Below are 16,542 nucleotides of genomic sequence, written 5' to 3'. Positions count from 1 at the left end.
CGCCGTGGCACCGCTGCACGGCTACCTCGTCGTCGACCTGTCCGACGGTATCGCCGGTGCGTACGCCACCAAGATGCTCGCCGACGGCGGCGCGACGGTGATCAACGTCGAACCGCCCGAAGGTGATTCGTTGCGGGGCTGGTCGGCTTCGGGAGCGGGGGTCGACGTCGACGCCGGCGGGGCGCTGTTCAGCTTTCTGGGCTGCTCCAAACACAGTGTCGTCGCTGACCCAGGCAACGTCGACGACATCGAGTTCGTACACCGGTTGCTGGACTCCGCCGACGCGGTGGTGTGGTCGCCGGACGGGGCCGTCGGTCGCCACCCGTCGTTGGCGCCGGCCGAGATTCATCGGCGTCACCCGCATCTGGTGGTCACCGCCATCACGCCCTTCGGGCTGGACGGGCCGTGGTGCGACCGCCCGGCCACCGAGTTCACCCTGCAGGCCTGGTCGGGGGGAGCGGTCGGCCTTGGGCGTGGGTCGCAGGATCGCGCACCGGTACACATCGGCGGGCAGGTCGGGGACTGGCTCGCCGGGGCCTACGCGGCGGCGATGACGTTGGCGTCGCGGGTCCGCGCAATGCGCGACGGCACCGGCGAACTGATCGACCTGTCCGCACTGGAAGTCCAGATCCTCGGCCTCACTTACTATCCCGTCACCTACTTCCGGGTCCTCGATCGCCCTTGGCGGTCCGAACGCAGGCCGACGGTGCCCGGCGTGGCCGAGGCCGCCGACGGCCTGGTCGCCCTGGGCTGCGGCACCGCGCAGCAGTGGTTCGACCTGTGCGCAATGTCGGGTCACGATGAGTGGATCGACGAGAACTCGCCGCTGTCGATCACCGAGCAGGCGAACCTGCACGCTCCGGCACTGTACGAGTGGGTCCGCAATCACAAGGTCGACGATGTCCGCGATCTGGCGTCGGCGTTCCGGATACCCAACTCGCCCGTCGGCAACGGCGAGAACATACCGACGTTTGATCATTTCCGGCATCGCCAGGTGTTCACCCGCAATCCCCGAGACGGATTCCTCCAGCCTGTCCCGCCCTATCGGCTGAGCGGTGTGGCGTTGCAGCCGCCGACTTCGGCGCCCCGCCTGGGCGAACACACCGACGTCTACCGGCGGTCACCGCCGGTACGGCGCGACGTCCCGGCCTCGCAACCGGCCGGGGATGGACTGCCGCTCAGCGGTATACGTGTGCTGGACATGACCACCTTCTGGGCTGGACCCTCGTGCACGCACCTGCTGGCCATGCTCGGCGCCGAGGTGATCCACCTCGAGTCGACCCGGCATCCCGACGGCACCCGGCTGATCGCCGGAATACCGGTCAGCGAGGAGTTGTGGTGGGAGAAGTCCCCGATCTTCTCCGCGCTGAATACCAACAAGAAGGGCCTGACGCTGGACTTCCAGACCGCGGCCGGCCGCGACGTACTGCATCGGCTGATCGCCGGCTGCGACGTCATCGTCGAGAACTTCACCCCCCGCGTCATCGAAAACCTGGGCCTGGACTTCGCATTCGTGCAGTCGCTGCGAAACGACGTGATCATGCTTCGGATGCCCGGCTTCGGTCTGGACGGTCCGTGGCGGGACAACCCGGCGTTCGCCTACGTCATCGAGGATGCTGCCGGGCTGGCCTGGCTGACCGGCTACCCCGACCGCAACCCCTACGAGCCGTACTCGATCGGCGACCCGAACGCCGGTGTGCACGCGCTGACGGGCCTGCTGCTGGCCCTGGAGCACCGGCGCCGCACCGGCGAGGGCGTGCTGGTGGAGGCGGCCATGATCGACGCCGCACTCAACATCGCCGCCGAGCAGGTGATCGAATACTCCGCCAATGGTGCGCTGCTACAACGTGACGGAAACCGCGGACCCGCCGCCGCCCCGCAGAATTTCTACCAGACCGCCGGTATCGACGAATTCGGCAGGGAGGACTGCTGGGTGGCGATTGCGGTCGCCACCGATGAGCAGTGGACGGGCCTGCGCGCCGCGCTGGGCGACCCGTCCTGGGCCGCTGATCCGGCGCTCTCAGACGCCGCCGGACGCCGCGCCCGCCACGACCTCATCGACGAACAGCTGTCCGGCTGGTGCGCGTCCCGCAGCGCCGACGACGTCGTCGAAGCACTGTGGGAGGCCGGCGTACCGGCCGCCAAGGTGATGCAACCGCACCGCCAGACCGAGTTGCCGCAGTTGGCCGAGCGGGATTTCTTCGAGCAGGTCGATCACCCGGTCAACGGCCCCGCGCCGCACAGCACGTTGCCGGCCCGAATGTCGCGGGGCCCGCGGCGTATTCATAACCGCCATGCGCCGCTGCTGGGCCAGCACAATCACGAACTGCTTCGCGAGCTGGGCCTCACCGAGGACGAGATTGCCGCGTTGGCGGCCGACGGGGTTATCGGCAACGCACCCGGATAGGGCGGTGGGCTATCGCCCGGTGCGGTTGATCGAGTGCACCAGCTCGATCGCGGCGCCCAGCGTGGCAATCCGGTCTTCGAGGCGCTCGCCGGCCGGGTAGACCCGCACGGTGTCCACGCCGGCGTCGCACCAGACCTGCAGGCGGTCCCGAACCATCGAGGCGGTGCCGATCAGGGTGGTGGCCAGGACCATCTCGTCGGTGATCAGCGCGGCGGCGCCCTCCCGGTCGCCGGCCTGCCAGCGTTCCTTGACGGCAGCGGCGACCTCGGACCAGCCCTGGCGACTGTAGGCCTGGTTGTAGAAATTGGTACTGGCCGAACCCATTCCGCCCAGGCTGAAGGCCAGCTCGGCCTTGCGGCTGTCGATCAGCTCCTTCAGATGCTGCTCGTCGCTGGCGAACGACACCTCTGCGCCCTGGCAGATGTCGAGGTCCGCCCTGGTGCGCCCGGAGCGGGCCAGACCGTCGTCGAGGTGGGTGAAGTAGGCCGTGTCGGCGCCCTCGGGCACGAAGCTGGTGCCCAGCCAGCCGTCGGCGACTTCGCCGGTCAGCGTCAGCATCGCCGGGGTCAGGCTGGCCAGGTACAGCGGGATCTGGTGTTCGGCGCGCATCGACAACCGCATGGGCTTGGTACCAGAGCCGGAGCGGGGGATCTGGAAGTGCTTGCCGCTATAGGAGATTCGGTCTCCGGCGTTCGCCTGCCGGATGATGTCGATGGTCTCGCGCATCCGGCCGAGCGGCCGGGCGAAGGGCTGACCGTGCAGCCCCTCGATGACCTGGGGGCCCGAGGCGCCCAGACCGAGCAGGAACCGGCCCCCGGAGAGGTTGGACAGCGTGATGGCGGCTTGGGCGATGGCGACCGGCGTCCGGGTGGACAGCTGGATGATCCCGGATCCCAGCAGCATTCGGTCGGTGCACGCGGCGTAGTAGCCCAGGGCGGAGACCGCGTCCGCGCCCCATGCCTCGGCGACCCAGCAGACGTCCAGGCCCATCTTCTCGGCCTCGCGGACCAGCAACTTCTGGTGTTCCCAGCTGCCGACGCTGGCCGCTTCCAGCGTGATGGCCGCGCGCATCAGTGCTCGGCGCGCTGTTTGAGGTGCTCGAGTGTGGCCGTCATACCCGCCTCGAATTCACGCAGCCGGACGAACACGATCTTCTGCTCCTTGTCCGGCATCGCGGCGATGGCCAGTGAAAGGCCGGACGGCGCGGGCCCCAGCCGCATCCATTGGGTCAATCGGGTGCCGGTGCCCTCCGGGGCCAGGCTCAACCGCCACGTGGACGTGGGATTGGCAGGATCGCTGACCGCCCAACCGAACACCGTCAGCGGTTCGAATTCGACCACCTCGGAGATCGTGGACCATTCCCCGAGGGCGGGGTGCCGGTTGTATCCGGTGAACCGTGCGCCCAGCCGCGGCCCGTCACCGTCGGCCCATTCGACGCGCTGAAGTTCCTGACTGCTCTCGGCGACCGCGTGGATGTCGCTGGCCACTTCCCAGACGCGTTCCGGCGGGGCGTCGATCCAGGTGGAGACCTCCACCGTCGGTGCGTCGGCGTAGACGGCTCCGGTCCACTCCATGGCGGGTTCCTCTCAGTTGCTGCCGGGGCGACCGGCCGGGTCGGCGGTAGTGCAGAACAGGGTTCGGGCGGACACCAGCACGCGCAGTTCGCCGGCGACATCCTCCAGCGGCTGCAGGCTCGCCTCGGTGCGGCACATGATGATCGCGCCCTGCATCGCGGCGATGCACATGGTCGCCAGCCGGCCCGCCGCGTCGGCGTCCAGCCCGTCGGTGACGAAGCAGTCGATCAGCCGCGTCTTCCAGGCCGCGAAGATCCGTTCGGCGTGTTGGAGCAGCGGTGACTCCGGCGCTGAGCTGACCGCGGCCGACACCACCGGGCACCCGGCGGTGTAGCCGGTCTCGGTCAGCATCTTTCGCCAGAAGCCGGTCAGGCGATCGAGCACCGCGATCGGTCCGCCGGCCGCGGAGCCGGTGATCAGTGAGCCGATCGCGTCGCCGCCCAGTTGAACGGCTTCGTCGAGGATCTGGGCGCGACCGCCCGGAAAGTGGTGATAGATCGAGCCGCGGGGCGCCCCACTGCGGCTGACCAGGGTGTCCAGGGTGATCCCGTCGGCGCCGCGTTCGCGCAGCAGTGCCACGGCGGTCAGCACCATCGTCTGCCGGGTGTCGCGCGCCATTGGCCGATTATGATGAATCGCATAATCAGCCGTCAACAGCGCAGCTCGATCGCGAGGAATGCAGCACCGACAGTGCGCGGTCACCTATAGATTATGAAATTCGGCATATCCGCCCCGTTGATGTGATGAAGGGGCGGGGCCTCCGCTCCTCGTGACGTTCCCGGCGGATGCTGGGGGTGTCACTACCAATCACGATTGGGGAGGCCCCTAATGAGTGAGTATGCCGGAAAACAGTTCGTCGGGATTGACCTGCACCGACAGCGATCGGTGGTCGTCCGTCAAACCGATACCGGGGAGCAGCTCGCGGCAGTACGCATCGCCAACGATCCGGTGGCCTTGGCGTTGGAGATCGAGCGAGCTGGACCCAATCCAGAGGTGGTGCTCGAAGCCACCTACGGCTGGTACTGGGCGGTCGATGTTCTGCAAGCCGCAGGTGCCAGTGTCCATTTGGCGCACCCGCTGGGTGTCAAAGGATTCCGCTATCGGCGAGTGAAGAACGACGTGCGCGATGCCGCCGATCTGGCGGACTTGTTGCGGATGAACCGTCTGCCGCAGGCCTGGATCGCACCGCCGGCAACACGGGAACTGCGTGAATTGGTCCGCTACCGCGCCAAACTGGTGGCCCTGCGATCGGGGCTTAAAGCTCAGGTGCATGCGGTTTTGGCCAAGGCCGGGGTGTTGATCGTCGCGACGGACCTGTTCGGCGCCACGGCCCGCAAACGCCTCGAACGCACCCCACTGTCGGGTGTGTATGCCCAGCGGGTCGCCTCGCTGCTGCGTCTGATCGACATCCTCGATGCCGAGCAAACCGCCCTGTCCGAGCGCATCGCGGCAGAGTTACACCACCACGGCGGCTACCAGGCGATCCAAGAATTGCCGGGTGTGGGACCGGTCCTGGCTGCGGTCTTCGTGGCCGAGATCGGCGACGTGCACCGCTTCACCCGGGCGCAGCAGTTGTGTTCCTGGGCCGGTCTGACACCGCGGCACTACGAGTCCGACACCGTGGTGCATCGCGGGCACATCACCAAACAGGGATCCAGGCTGGTGCGCTGGGCCGCAATCGAGGCAGTGCAACGGCACCAGTGCACGGCCAAGATCGCCGCCGACAAAGACCGGATCGCCGCCCGACGTGGCACCAATATCGCCAAGGTCGCTGCGGCCCGCAAGCTGCTCACCCTGGTCTACTACGGCCTGCGCGACGAACATATTCGTGCATTGGCCAAGGACGCAGCGTGAGTAATCCGGGTGCGGTATACGCGTGGTCGCCGCAGAGTCTGGCCCCCCTCGGGCGTGGCCGTGGCGTTGATTGACCCCGTATACCGCACGCCGCACCGCTCCATGCCCTAGCCAATCGGCCTTGGGCGAAGGGATGACCGGCAGCCCGGAACAACCCGGGCCCTGCCCCAAAGCCTTTGCGCTTCACACTGGAGAGCCGGCACCACCCACAACTGCACACCAGGTTTGCCGATTTCGGTCTGCGCCGATTCTGCGCTGAAACGGGCGTCCTCAAGACCGTTCGTCCTCGCTACGCTGCGGGCGCTGCGTCATTGACCCCGACCCTCATTCAGCGCTGCCCGCACATATCCCGAAACCGAAAAAACCCCAGCACACCAAACCTTGACCAGACCCCACCCCTTCAGGGATGACTCTGCGCTCAGGGCGGCGGCTTCTCGCACTTTCCCGCCCTGGGCGCAGAGTCAACGGGGAAATCGCCTACTTCAGGCAGCTGCCCGCGTCGACCGGCAGCGTGACTCCGGTGATGTAGCGGGCCTCGTCGGAGGCCAGGAACAGCACGGCGTTGCTGATGTCGATCGCATCCACCCAGGGCACCGGCAGGGTGTGGAACATCTGGCAGATCGGCGCCATGTCGTCGGGCCCCGGGTTCTCCAGGTCCGGACGGAACATCTTCCAGGTGCCCTCGTTCATGATCATCCCGGTGCTGACATGGGTGGGGTGCACGGTGTTGACCCGAATGTTCTGGTGCCCCAACTCGACGGCGAAGGAGCGCATGATGCCCACCACCCCGTGCTTGGCGGCGACGTAGTTGCCGCAGTGCGGGTAGGCCTTCAACCCGCCGACCGAGCTGGTCAAGATGATCGACCCGCCCTTGCCGCCGGAAATGAGATGCGGGACGCCCGCTTTGACCGTCTTCCACACGCCCGAGAGGTTGATGTCGATCATCTCCTGCCAGTCGTGTTCGCTGCACTGGTCCAGGGTGTCGCCACCGTTGCCGATGCCGGCGTTGGCCACGATGATGTCCAGGCGGCCCAGCTCCTCCACGCCGGCGTCCACCGCGGCCTTGAGCCCGTCGAAGTCGCGAACATCGACCTCCGCCGTGAAGATCCGGCGACCGCGAGCCTTGACCAGATCGACGGTTTCAGCCAGTTCCGCACGCGTGGCCGGCGGGATGGGTGAGTTCTCGACGATCGGCTTACAGACGTCGATCGCGATGATGTCGGCGCCCTCCTCGGCCAGCCGCACCGCGTGGCTGCGGCCCTGACCGTGGGCCGCGCCGGTGATGAACGCGACCTTGCCTTCAACACGTCCAGCCATGGAAAACCTCAATTCGTAACTTGTAGAAGTGGATTCATCCGACCGAAGCGGGCATGGACTCCCACCCGCGGACCGTCGAAGTCGGTGACAGCGCTGCCTTGGTGAGGTCGACGTCCCACTCGGGGAAGCGTTTGAGAATCTCCTCCAGCGCGATTCGCCCTTCCAGGCGGGCCAGTGCGGCACCCAGGCAGTAGTGCGCGCCCACGCTGAAAGTCAGGTGCTGGCGGGCTTCGCGGTGGATGTCGAAGACGTCGCCGTCGGGAGCGAATCGCCGATGGTCGCGGTTGGCCGCGCCGATCAGCATCATCATCACGCTGCCTTCGGGCACGGTCTGGCCGTAATACTCCACATCGCGGGTGACGTAGCGTGCGACGTGTGGTGCCGGTGGCTCGAAGCGCAGCAGCTCTTCGATGGCCTGCGGTATCAGTGCCGGGTTCGCCACCAAATCGCGGCGCTGGTCGGGATGTTCGGCCAGCACCTTGCCGGTCCAGCCGATCAGCCGGGTGGTGGTCTCGTTTCCGGCCCCGGCCACCAGCATCACGTACATCAGCAGCTCGTCGCGCGACAGCCGCCGGGTGGTGCCGGATTCGTCGGTGAATTCGACGTTGAGCAGTTCGGTCATGATGTCGTCGGACGGGTGCTCGACGCGCCAGTCGAGGTAGTCGGCGAAGATCGAGCCGTCGTCGAAGCCCTCGGACGCAACCGTCATCGGCTTGCCCGCTTCGGTGCGCATGTTGTCATTCGAGCGGTCCCGGATGATCTCCTGATCGGCTTCGGGAATGCCCACCAGCATGCCGATGACCCGCATCGGCATCTGCGCGCCCAGGTCGGCCACGAAATCGAGGCGGCCGGTGCCGATCAGCGGATCGAGGCAACGCGCGCAGTACTCGCGGATCTTGGATTCGAGTTCGGCGATCTTGCGCGGCGTGAACATCCGGGCCAGCAGTTTGCGGTGGATGTCGTGGATCGGCGGGTCCTCGAACAGAATCAGTCCCGGCGGGATCGGGGTGTTGGCCTTGATCAGCTCCAGAATCGCGCCGCGCGCCGAGCTGAACGTCTGGTGATCGACCAGGGCCTTGTTGACGTCGTCGAAGCGGCTCAGCGCGTAGAAGTCATGCTCGGCGTTGTAGTACAGCGGCGCCTCTTCGCGGAGCCGGCGAAACATCGGGTACGGATCACTGTTGAGGTCAATGTCATACGGGTCGTAGCGCGCTTCGTCGGTGGTGGTCACCGTCATGTTGTCCGTCCCTCGTGTCGGTGAGAGCTGTGGTCTACAGGCCGGCGGTGACCGGAGCCGCCACCGGGGTGAATTCCAGGTGCAGTTCGGTCAATCCGCGCAGGATGAAGGTCGGCTCAAAGGTGAACCGGCGCTCGCCTGCCGGGCCGTGCCGGGTCTCGTCGAGCCGGATGTCGGTCATCCGATCCAGGATTCGTTCCAGCGAGATACGGCTCTCGGCGCGCGCCAACGGTGAACCCGGACAGGTGTGGCTGCCGCGGGCGAATGCCAGGTGCTCGCGCACATTGGGGCGGTCGATCCGCAGCTCGTGCGGGTCCTCGAACTTGCGGGGGTCGCGGTTGACCGCCCCGGGGAACATGACCACGACGGTGCCGGCCTTGAGCTCCACCCCGCCCAGCGTGGTGGTCTTGCGCACCAATCGGGGGTCGGTCTTCACGGGGCTTTCCAGCCGCAGGGTCTCCTCGAGGAAGTTCGGGATCTTGCTGCGGTCGCTGCGCAGCTGCTCGACCAGGGCCGGGTCCTCGGCCATGAACCGCAGTGCGGCACTGAGCAGTTTGGTGGTGGTCTCCTGGCCGGCGCCGAACAGGAACGTGGCGCTCTTGACCACGTCGATGATCTCGGGAGTCGAGCCGTCCTCGTAGGTGGCGGTGGCCAGATCGGTCAGCACGTCGCCGCGCGGGCTCTCCCGCCGGTCAGACAGGTAGCGGCTGAACTTGTCGTCCAGCCAGGCCAGCGGGTCGTGGGCCAGCTCCTCGTGGTCCAGCGATCCGATGCGGGCCCCGGGCTGTGGTGCGCCCAGCACTTCCTGGAATACCGGCCGGTCCTCTTCGGGTACACCGAGCAGGTCGGCGACCACCAGCAGCGCGAACGGCCTCGCGTACTCGGAGAGGAATTCGCAGCTGCCGCTGTCGATGAAGTAGTCGAGCTGGCGGTCGGCCAGCCGCCACATGAAGTCCTGGTTCTCCTTGAGCCGTTTCGGAGTGAGCAGTCGGTTCAGCAGCGACCGAGCCTTGGTGTGCATCGGCGGGTCCATCGTCACCATGTGCTCGGTCATCGGCATCAGGTGGCGGTTGGCCTCGATCTGCTCGCTGATGTCGTCGCCCTCGGGAGTGAACGGCAGCGGCGGAAAAGGCCCGCCGACAGCGACCAGGTTGGAGTAGGTGTCGGAGTCGCGGTAGATCTCGTTGGCCTCTTCGTGGCCGGTCACCGCGACCACGTCGTACACGCCCAGCGGAGTCACCGGGTTGCGGGCCCGCAGGTAGTCGAAGTACGGGTGCGGATCGGGCACCAGGGACTGATCGGTGAAGAAGTCGATCGTCGCGAAGTCAGTCAACGGGGACCTCTCTGCAGAACGGGCTGACAGCTGCTGTGCACCTGCTTAGCATGGGCGGGGTTGGGGGGTCAAGGGTTGCGACGCCACTACGATGGCCGCCGAAGGTGTAAAGGTGACGACAACGATGCGGAGCGAACGGTATGCCCGAATCGGCTAAGGGACAGCGCAGAATTGGCGCCCCGGACGCGAAGAACCGGACCCTGTTGCTCGACGCTGCGGAAGAGCTGCTGCTGACCGCCGGCGCCGGCGCGGTCAGCTCCCGTCGCGTCGCCGAGCGGGCGGGCCTCAAGCATCAGCTCGTGCACTACTACTTCCGCACCATGGACGACCTGTTCCTGGCGATGTTCCGCCGGCGAGGCGATCAGGGTTTGGCCGAACAGGCGGCGGTGTTGGCGTCGCCGCAGCCGCTCTGGGCGCTGTGGCGATTCAACACCGATCCGGCCTGGACGGCGTTGACCATGCAATTCATCACCGTGGCCAACGAGCGCGAGGCCCTGCGGGCCGAGATCGCCAATTACGCCGAACGGCTGCGCGCCGAACAGATCGCGGCGGTATCCGGGCTGTTTGCCCGGTACGGCGTCGACGACGCGGAGTTCCCGCCGACCGTGCTGATGGTGCTGATGACCAGCGCCTCGCGGATGCTGATCATCGAGCAGGAGGCGCTGGGCATGACCCTCGGCCACGCCGAGACCGTGGAGTTCGTCGAGCGCTGGCTGCAACGGCTCGAGGGGGACCCGCCGCCGTACGCGCCGCTCGCCGGCGTCGCACTGGCCTCGGGGCCCGTCGAGCATTAGCGCTGCTTCCTGCCTTGTTGGAGGCGATCCGCGGCCTCCCAATGCTCGTCGGCGACCCACAACCGGGCGAACGCCGCCACCGCCTCGTCCGCCGAGGCGCCACCGAGCACCCGTTTGATCTCGCCGGCCGACGGGTTGGCCAAGGACCGGGCCAAGGCGCGCCATTCGGCGTCGAAGGATTCCCGGGGAACCACCCGGTTGATCAGGCCGATGCGTTCGGCCGCCGGAGCGTCCAGCATGGTTCCGGTGCCGGCCAGCAGCAGCGCCTGACTGTGTCCGACCAACTTGCCCAGCCGCTCGGCGCCACCCCAGGCCGGCATGATCGCCAGCGACACCTGATTGAACGCGATCTTGATGTCCGCGGCGGCGATGCGGATGTCGGCCGCGACCGCGACTTCGGCGCCACCGCCCAACGCGTGGCCGTTCAGGGCGGCGATCACCGGTGCCGGAAACGCGGCGATCCGATCACACAGCGTGCGCATCCGCCAGGCCATGGTCGCCGCTTCGGCCTCGGTGCGCAGGGCGGCGAGCTGCTTGAGGTCGCCGCCGGAGACGAAAGCCCGGTCGCCGCCGCCGGTGATCACCAGCGCCTGCGCCCCGGCGACCTTGTCCAGCGCCCGGTCGAGTTGGTCCATGGTCTCCGGCGCGATGGCGTTGCGGGCCTGGGGCCGGTCGATGGTGATGATGGCCAGGCCGTCATCCAGTTGCACGTCCAGCTCGTCCGGACAGTCCTGGCCCATGGCTCTCCACTCAAGATATTGGCATTCTCAAAAACGGAGAATAGCATCGCGGGCGAGATGCGAAAGATTCCTGCCGACCTGGTTCGGCGCTACGAAGAGCAGGGCTGGTGGACCCGCGAAACCCTCGGTGACCTGCTCGCGGCCGGGCTGGCCGCGGGTGCCGAGACCGGCTTCGAGGTGCATTCGGCGGTTCGGCCGTGGCGGGGAAACTTCGGTGACGTGGAGCTCGTTGCCCGCCGGTTGGCGGCCGGGTTGCGAGCCCGCGGAGTCGGCCCGGGTGACGTGGTGGCCCTGCAGCTGCCCAACTGGATGGAGGCCGCCGCGGCGTTCTGGGCGGCGGCGTTTCTGGGTGCGGTCGTGGTGCCCGTCGTGCATTTCTACGGCCCGCGGGAGTTGGGCTTCATCTTGTCGGCCAGCCGGCCGCGGGTGTTCATCACCGCCGAACGATTCGGGCGGATGAGTTTTCGTCCCGAGCTGTGCGCCGACGTCCCGGTTGTCGGCGTGGTGGGCGGGAACGGTGCGAGCGTCGTGGGTCAGAACTTCGAGGACCTGCTCGCCGATGAACCGATGGCGGGCACGCTCGATGCCGACCCCGGGGCGCCGGCGTTGATCGCGTTCACCTCCGGGACCACCCGCGAACCCAAGGGTGTGATCCACAGTCACCAGACCCTGTGCTGCGAGACGCGCCAGTTGCTGGCCAACTACCCGAAGGACCGCGGCCGGCAGCTGACCGCCACTCCGGTCGGACACTTCATCGGCATGGTCGGGGCGTTCCTCATCCCGGTGCTGGAGGGGGCGCCGATCGATCTCGCCGACGTCTGGGATCCCGCCCGGGTGCTGGCGCTGATGGCGGAGCAGGGGGTGTCGATCGGCGGTGGGCCGCCGTACTTCGTCACCAGCCTGCTCGACCATCCGGACTTCACCGACGAGCACCTGAGCCATATCCGTCACGTCGGCCTCGGTGGGGCGACGGTGCCCGCCGCCGTCACCCGCCGACTGGCCGAGCTGGGCATCTTCGTCTTCCGCTCCTACGGCAGCACCGAGCATCCGTCGATCACCGGTTCGGGCCCGAACGCCCCGGAGCACAAGCGGTTGTTCACCGACGGCGACGCCCGGCCGGGTGTGGAGCTGAGGCTGGCCCCCGACGGCGAAATCCTGAGCCGCGGACCCGACCTGTGCCTGGGCTACACCGATGACGCGCTGACCGAGGCGGCGTTCGATGCCGAGGGCTGGTACCACACCGGCGACATCGGAGTGCTCGACACCGACGGGTATCTGACCATCACCGACCGCAAGGCTGACGTGATCATTCGCGGTGGCGAGAACATCAGCGCGGTGGAGGTCGAGGAGGTCCTGCTGGCGATGCCGGCGGTGGCCGAAGCGGTGGTGGTCGCGGCGCCGGATGCCCGGTTGGGGGAGCGGGCGGTCGCGGTGCTGCGCCTCAAGCCGGGATGCGTGCTGCCGGCCCTAACGGAAGTGCGGGAGCACTTCGAGCGGATGGGCGTCGCGCGGCAGAAGTGGCCCGAGGAATTGCGGGAGGTCGAGGACTTCCCGCGCACCGCCAGCGGCAAGGTGCAGAAGTACCTGGTGCGCAAACAGCTCGCCGAGAGTGTTGCAACGACACCTTTATGAGAATAAGATTCTCATGAACCGAAAAGGAGCATTTCATGGGTCAACTGTCACATCGCGTGGACGTCCCGTTCCCCTTGTTTGATGCGGATAACCACCTTTACGAGCCGCCGGAAGCGCTGACCAAGTACCTGCCCAAGGAGTACAAGGACGTCGTCCAGTACGTAGAGGTGAACGGGCGCACCAAGATCGCCATCCGCGGCCAGATCAGCAACTACATCCCGAACCCCACCTTCTCGGTGGTCGCCAAGCCGGGCGCATGGGAGGAGTACTTCAAGTACGGCAACCCCGACGGCAAGAGCAAGCGCGAACTGTTCGGCGAACCGATGAAATCCATCCCGGCGTTCTTCGAGCCCGCCCCTCGGCTGGAGCTGATGGATGAGCTGGGTATCGATCGCTCGCTGATGTTCCCGACCCTGGCCAGCCTCATCGAGGAGCGGCTGCGGGATGACCCGGTCACCATCCACGTCATCATCCACGCGCTGAACCAGTGGCTGGACGAGGTCTGGGGCTTCAACTACCAGAACCGCATCTTCACCACGCCGGTCATCACGCTCCCGATCGTCGAGAAGGCGATCGAGGAACTGGAGTGGGTGGTCAAGCGCGGCGCCCGGGCGATTCTGATCCGTCCGGCCCCGGTGCCCGGCTTCCGCGGCCCGCGTTCGTTCGCGCTGCCCGAGTTCGACCCGTTCTGGGAGAAGTGCGTCGAATACGACGTCTTCATCGGGATGCACTCGTCGGACAGTGGCTACTCTCGCTACACCTCCGAGTGGGACGGTGCGGTCGAAGAGATGCTGCCGTTCCAGACCAACGCCATGGGCATCCTCAACGAGTGGCGCCCGATCCAAGACGCGGTGGCCTCGTGGGTGATCCACGGTGCGCTGTTCCGGCACCCGAAGCTGAAGGTCGGCATCGTGGAAGCCGGCTCCAAGTGGATGTTCCCGCTGTTGGACTCGATGGCCGAGGTCTACCGGAAGGCGCCCGAGGCGTTCCTCGGAAACCCGATGGAGGAGATCAAGAACCGGATCTACGTCAGCCCGTTCTACGAGGAGGGCATCGACGACTTGATCAACCTGGTCGGTGTGGACCAGGTGCTCTACGGTTCGGACTGGCCGCACCCGGAGGGCCTGGCCGAGCCGACCCACTACATCACCGCGCTGTCGCATCTGCCCATCGAGGACCAGGCCAAGATCATGGGCGGTAACCTCGGTCGGCTCGTCACCGTCTAGGGGTGCCACGCTGGGAGACCATCCCCGAGATGGTCCTGAGCGTCGGCGATCGCTTCGGGGATGCCGAAGCGATCGTCGACGGCCCGGTGCGGCTGAGCTTCACGCAGCTGGCTGACCGGGTTCGTTGTGCGGCAGGTGCCTTCGCCTCGGCGGGTGTGGGCAAGGGCGATCGGGTGGCGATCTGGGCGCCGAATTCGGCGGCCTGGATCATCGCCGCCTTTGGGCTGCTGACCGCCGGCGGGATCCTGGTTCCGGTCAACACCCGGTTCAAACCGAGCGAGGCCGACGACATCATCCGTCGTAGCGGCGCCAAGCTGGTGCTGGTCGAGAAGGGCTTTCTCGGACTGGATTTCAGCGCCCCGCCTGGGGTTCCGGTAATTGACCTGAAATCAGACTTCCTGAGCAGCGGTTCGCCGTTGCAGCGCAGCGTCGACGGCGGCGACATCGCCGACATCATCTTCACCTCGGGCACCACCGGTCGGCCCAAAGGCGTCATGATGACCCACCAACAGAACCTGCGGCTCTACGCCGAGTGGTGCGATCTGGCCGACCTGCGCGAGGGCGACCGGTATCTGATGGTCAACCCCTACTTCCATACGTTCGGCTATAAGGCGGGCTGCATCGCCGCGTGCATCCGGGGCGCCACCATGGTGCCGGTGCGGGTCTTCGACGTCGATGCCGTGCTGGAACTTATTGAAGCAGAACGCATCACCATGCTGCCGGGGCCGCCGACGCTGTATCAGTCACTGCTGGACGCCGGCGGAACACACGACTTGTCATCGCTGCGGGCCGCGGTCACCGGCGCCGCAGACATCCCGGTGGACCTGATCCGCAGGATCCGCAACGAGTTGCCGTTCACCTCCATCATGACCGGATACGGGCTGACCGAAGCCGGCACGGTGACGGCTTCCCGGCGTGGCGACTCGTTCGAGGACATCGCGACCACGGCCGGTCAGGCATGTGAGGACATCGAAGTCCGCATCGCCGGCGATGCTGAAGCCGGTGAGGTCCTGGTGCGCGGCTACAACGTGATGGTCGGCTATCTCGATGACCCGGCTGCTACCGCCGAGGCCATCGACGCCGAAGGCTGGTTGCACACCGGGGATGTCGGCACGCTGGACGCCGCCGGCCGGTTGCGGATCGTCGGCCGCAAGAAGGACATGTTCATCGTCGGCGGCTTCAACGCCTATCCCGCCGAGATCGAGGGTTTCCTGCTGGAGCATCCGGGGATCTCGCAGGTCGCGGTGATCGGGGTGCCCGATGAGCGGATGGGCCAGGTGGGCAAGGCGTTTGTGGTCACGAACGCCGCGGAGTCGCCGATCTCCGAGGCGGAGCTGATCGCTTGGAGCCGAGACCGGATGGCCGGGTTCAAGGTTCCGCGCTCGGTGTGTTTCGTGAACACACTGCCGCTGAACGCCACCGGCAAAGTGGACAAGTCTCAGCTGGAGGCAAGGGCTCTTGAGGCCGGGGCGTGACGCGCTGTGTACGTCTGCTTGTGCGCTGGGGTGACCAGTCAGCAGGTGATCGACGCAGCCCGGGCCGGCGCCTCAACCACCAAGCAGGTCGGTGAGTGCACCGGCGCCGGCACGGTGTGCGGACGTTGCCGGAACAACATCCGGGCGCTCATCGCAACGGCCCTCCAGGAATCCCGCACGCTGACTTAAGTCATCCAATGCGCGCGGAGACGCTGAGGCGCTACTGTCGTGGCCGTGGCGGACAAGCCAGAGAAGATGACGGCGCGCGAAGCCCGGCGGCTGCAGACCCGCGAGCGGCTGCTGGGTGCGGCGACCGCGGAGTTCAAGCGCACCGGGATGGCTCAGGCCGACGTCGGCGCCATAGTGGCCGCGGCCGGCGTCGCGCACGGCACGTTCTTCTTCCATTTCCCCACCAAGGAGCATGTGCTGCTGGAGTTGGAGCGCCGGGAGGAAGAACGAATCACCAAGCAGTTCGAAAAGTTTCTGGTCGAGCACCAGGGTCTTTCCGACATCTTGAGTGAGTCCGCGCGTCTGATCATCGATTTGGAGAAGCGCCTGGGCGATCCGCTGTTCACCGAATTCCTAGCGCTGCACTTCTCGCCGACTCGACCGCCTGCTGAGAACGGCGAGCATCACCCGCTGATCGTGCTGATCGCCGAGCGTATCGACGTGGCGCGGGAACGCGGCGAAATCGACGACGACGTCATCGCGATGAACAGCGCCGTTTTCTTCCTGCTCGGTCTCTATGCGCTACTCATCACCACGCACGACTGGCCGAACCGGCCGGAGTTGGTCGCCGACTACGTGGCCAGGACCTTGCGTGGCCTCGGCGCCGACCGCGGGCCCCAGTAAAAGTCATTGACTTAAGTCAGTGATTTCCTTACCGTCGTAGGCGTGCGACGGCTACCGCAGGACGGGTCCGGGCTGGGGCTCGACGAGCACCTGGACCTGTC

The 16,542-nt window shown here is 66.8% G+C and carries 15 protein-coding genes; 8 read left to right on the top strand and 7 right to left on the bottom strand.

All coding sequences use genetic code 11. The features are described from left to right. Nucleotides 1-4: 4 nt before the first annotated feature. On the top strand, nucleotides 5-2,407 hold the full coding sequence (locus K3U94_RS19465) for a CaiB/BaiF CoA-transferase family protein (RefSeq protein ID WP_220694745.1): 2,403 nt from the start codon (nucleotides 5-7) through the stop codon (nucleotides 2,405-2,407). A 9-nt stretch (nucleotides 2,408-2,416) separates the two neighbouring features. Here the strand turns inward: K3U94_RS19465 and K3U94_RS19460 are convergent, their stop codons facing one another. Genes K3U94_RS19460 through K3U94_RS19450 form a run of 3 tightly spaced genes read right to left on the bottom strand, consistent with a single transcriptional unit; the run spans nucleotide 2,417 to nucleotide 4,599 of the window. Beyond that, nucleotides 2,417-3,478, bottom strand: a complete 1,062-nt coding sequence (locus K3U94_RS19460) for an LLM class flavin-dependent oxidoreductase (RefSeq protein ID WP_220694744.1) — start codon at nucleotides 3,476-3,478, stop codon at nucleotides 2,417-2,419. Further along, the gene (locus K3U94_RS19455) at nucleotides 3,478-3,981 is read right to left on the bottom strand and encodes an SRPBCC family protein (protein WP_220694743.1); all 504 of its coding nucleotides are present in this window, start codon (nucleotides 3,979-3,981) and stop codon (nucleotides 3,478-3,480) included. The genes K3U94_RS19460 and K3U94_RS19455 overlap by 1 nt, the downstream gene beginning before the upstream one ends. 12 nt (nucleotides 3,982-3,993) lie before the next feature. Beyond that, complete coding sequence (locus K3U94_RS19450; RefSeq protein ID WP_220694742.1) at nucleotides 3,994-4,599, bottom strand: TetR/AcrR family transcriptional regulator; 606 nt, start codon at nucleotides 4,597-4,599, stop codon at nucleotides 3,994-3,996. A 210-nt stretch (nucleotides 4,600-4,809) separates the two neighbouring features. Between K3U94_RS19450 and K3U94_RS19445 the strand changes: the two genes are divergently transcribed. After that, nucleotides 4,810-5,835 (top strand): IS110 family RNA-guided transposase, encoded by a 1,026-nt coding sequence (locus K3U94_RS19445; RefSeq protein WP_047318285.1) that lies wholly within the window; start codon nucleotides 4,810-4,812, stop codon nucleotides 5,833-5,835. Nucleotides 5,836-6,312: 477 nt separating this feature from the next. On the opposite strand, the gene K3U94_RS19440 is transcribed toward K3U94_RS19445, so the two are convergent. The 3 genes from K3U94_RS19440 to K3U94_RS19430 are packed head-to-tail and all read right to left on the bottom strand — an operon-like array spanning nucleotide 6,313 to nucleotide 9,722. Next, the gene (locus K3U94_RS19440; protein WP_047318286.1) at nucleotides 6,313-7,152 is read right to left on the bottom strand and encodes a mycofactocin-coupled SDR family oxidoreductase; all 840 of its coding nucleotides are present in this window, start codon (nucleotides 7,150-7,152) and stop codon (nucleotides 6,313-6,315) included. A gap of 34 nt (nucleotides 7,153-7,186) precedes the next feature. Continuing rightward, entirely contained in the window at nucleotides 7,187-8,389 is a 1,203-nt protein-coding gene (locus K3U94_RS19435; RefSeq protein ID WP_047318287.1) for a cytochrome P450, read from the bottom strand. Nucleotides 8,390-8,423: 34 nt separating this feature from the next. Then, a complete protein-coding gene (locus tag K3U94_RS19430; RefSeq protein WP_047318288.1) occupies nucleotides 8,424-9,722 on the bottom strand; it encodes a cytochrome P450 in 1,299 nt (432 codons plus the stop codon). 140 nt (nucleotides 9,723-9,862) lie between these two features. On the opposite strand from K3U94_RS19430, the gene K3U94_RS19425 reads away from it, so the two are divergent. After that, the gene (locus tag K3U94_RS19425; protein ID WP_220694741.1) at nucleotides 9,863-10,516 is read left to right on the top strand and encodes a TetR family transcriptional regulator; all 654 of its coding nucleotides are present in this window, start codon (nucleotides 9,863-9,865) and stop codon (nucleotides 10,514-10,516) included. Here the strand turns inward: K3U94_RS19425 and K3U94_RS19420 are convergent. Then, a complete protein-coding gene (locus K3U94_RS19420) occupies nucleotides 10,513-11,256 on the bottom strand; it encodes an enoyl-CoA hydratase/isomerase family protein (RefSeq protein WP_047318290.1) in 744 nt (247 codons plus the stop codon). The genes K3U94_RS19425 and K3U94_RS19420 overlap by 4 nt on opposite strands. A 57-nt stretch (nucleotides 11,257-11,313) precedes the next feature. Between K3U94_RS19420 and K3U94_RS19415 the strand changes: the two genes are divergently transcribed. From K3U94_RS19415 to K3U94_RS19395, 5 genes are read left to right on the top strand one after another with little or no spacing between them, the layout of a single operon-like run. Beyond that, a complete protein-coding gene (locus K3U94_RS19415) occupies nucleotides 11,314-12,888 on the top strand; it encodes an AMP-binding protein (protein WP_220694740.1) in 1,575 nt (524 codons plus the stop codon). A 35-nt stretch (nucleotides 12,889-12,923) separates the two neighbouring features. Further along, nucleotides 12,924-14,114: an amidohydrolase family protein gene (locus K3U94_RS19410; protein WP_024441866.1), complete on the top strand. Its 1,191-nt coding sequence runs from the start codon at nucleotides 12,924-12,926 to the stop codon at nucleotides 14,112-14,114. Between the two features lie 2 nt (nucleotides 14,115-14,116). Then, nucleotides 14,117-15,589: a FadD3 family acyl-CoA ligase gene (locus tag K3U94_RS19405; protein ID WP_267878327.1), complete on the top strand. Its 1,473-nt coding sequence runs from the start codon at nucleotides 14,117-14,119 to the stop codon at nucleotides 15,587-15,589. A 6-nt stretch (nucleotides 15,590-15,595) separates the two neighbouring features. Next, a complete protein-coding gene (locus K3U94_RS19400; protein WP_220694739.1) occupies nucleotides 15,596-15,778 on the top strand; it encodes a (2Fe-2S)-binding protein in 183 nt (60 codons plus the stop codon). A gap of 39 nt (nucleotides 15,779-15,817) precedes the next feature. Next, complete coding sequence (locus K3U94_RS19395) at nucleotides 15,818-16,441, top strand: TetR family transcriptional regulator (RefSeq protein WP_220694738.1); 624 nt, start codon at nucleotides 15,818-15,820, stop codon at nucleotides 16,439-16,441. The last annotated feature ends 101 nt before the right edge of the window (nucleotides 16,442-16,542 follow it).

It is taken from the genome of Mycolicibacter heraklionensis (genome assembly GCF_019645815.1).
In the GTDB taxonomy this organism is placed as follows: Bacteria; Actinomycetota; Actinomycetes; order Mycobacteriales; family Mycobacteriaceae; genus Mycobacterium; species Mycobacterium heraklionense.
The sequence above is the reverse complement of the archived record's forward strand: the minus strand, read 5'-3'. Positions and strand labels throughout refer to the sequence as shown.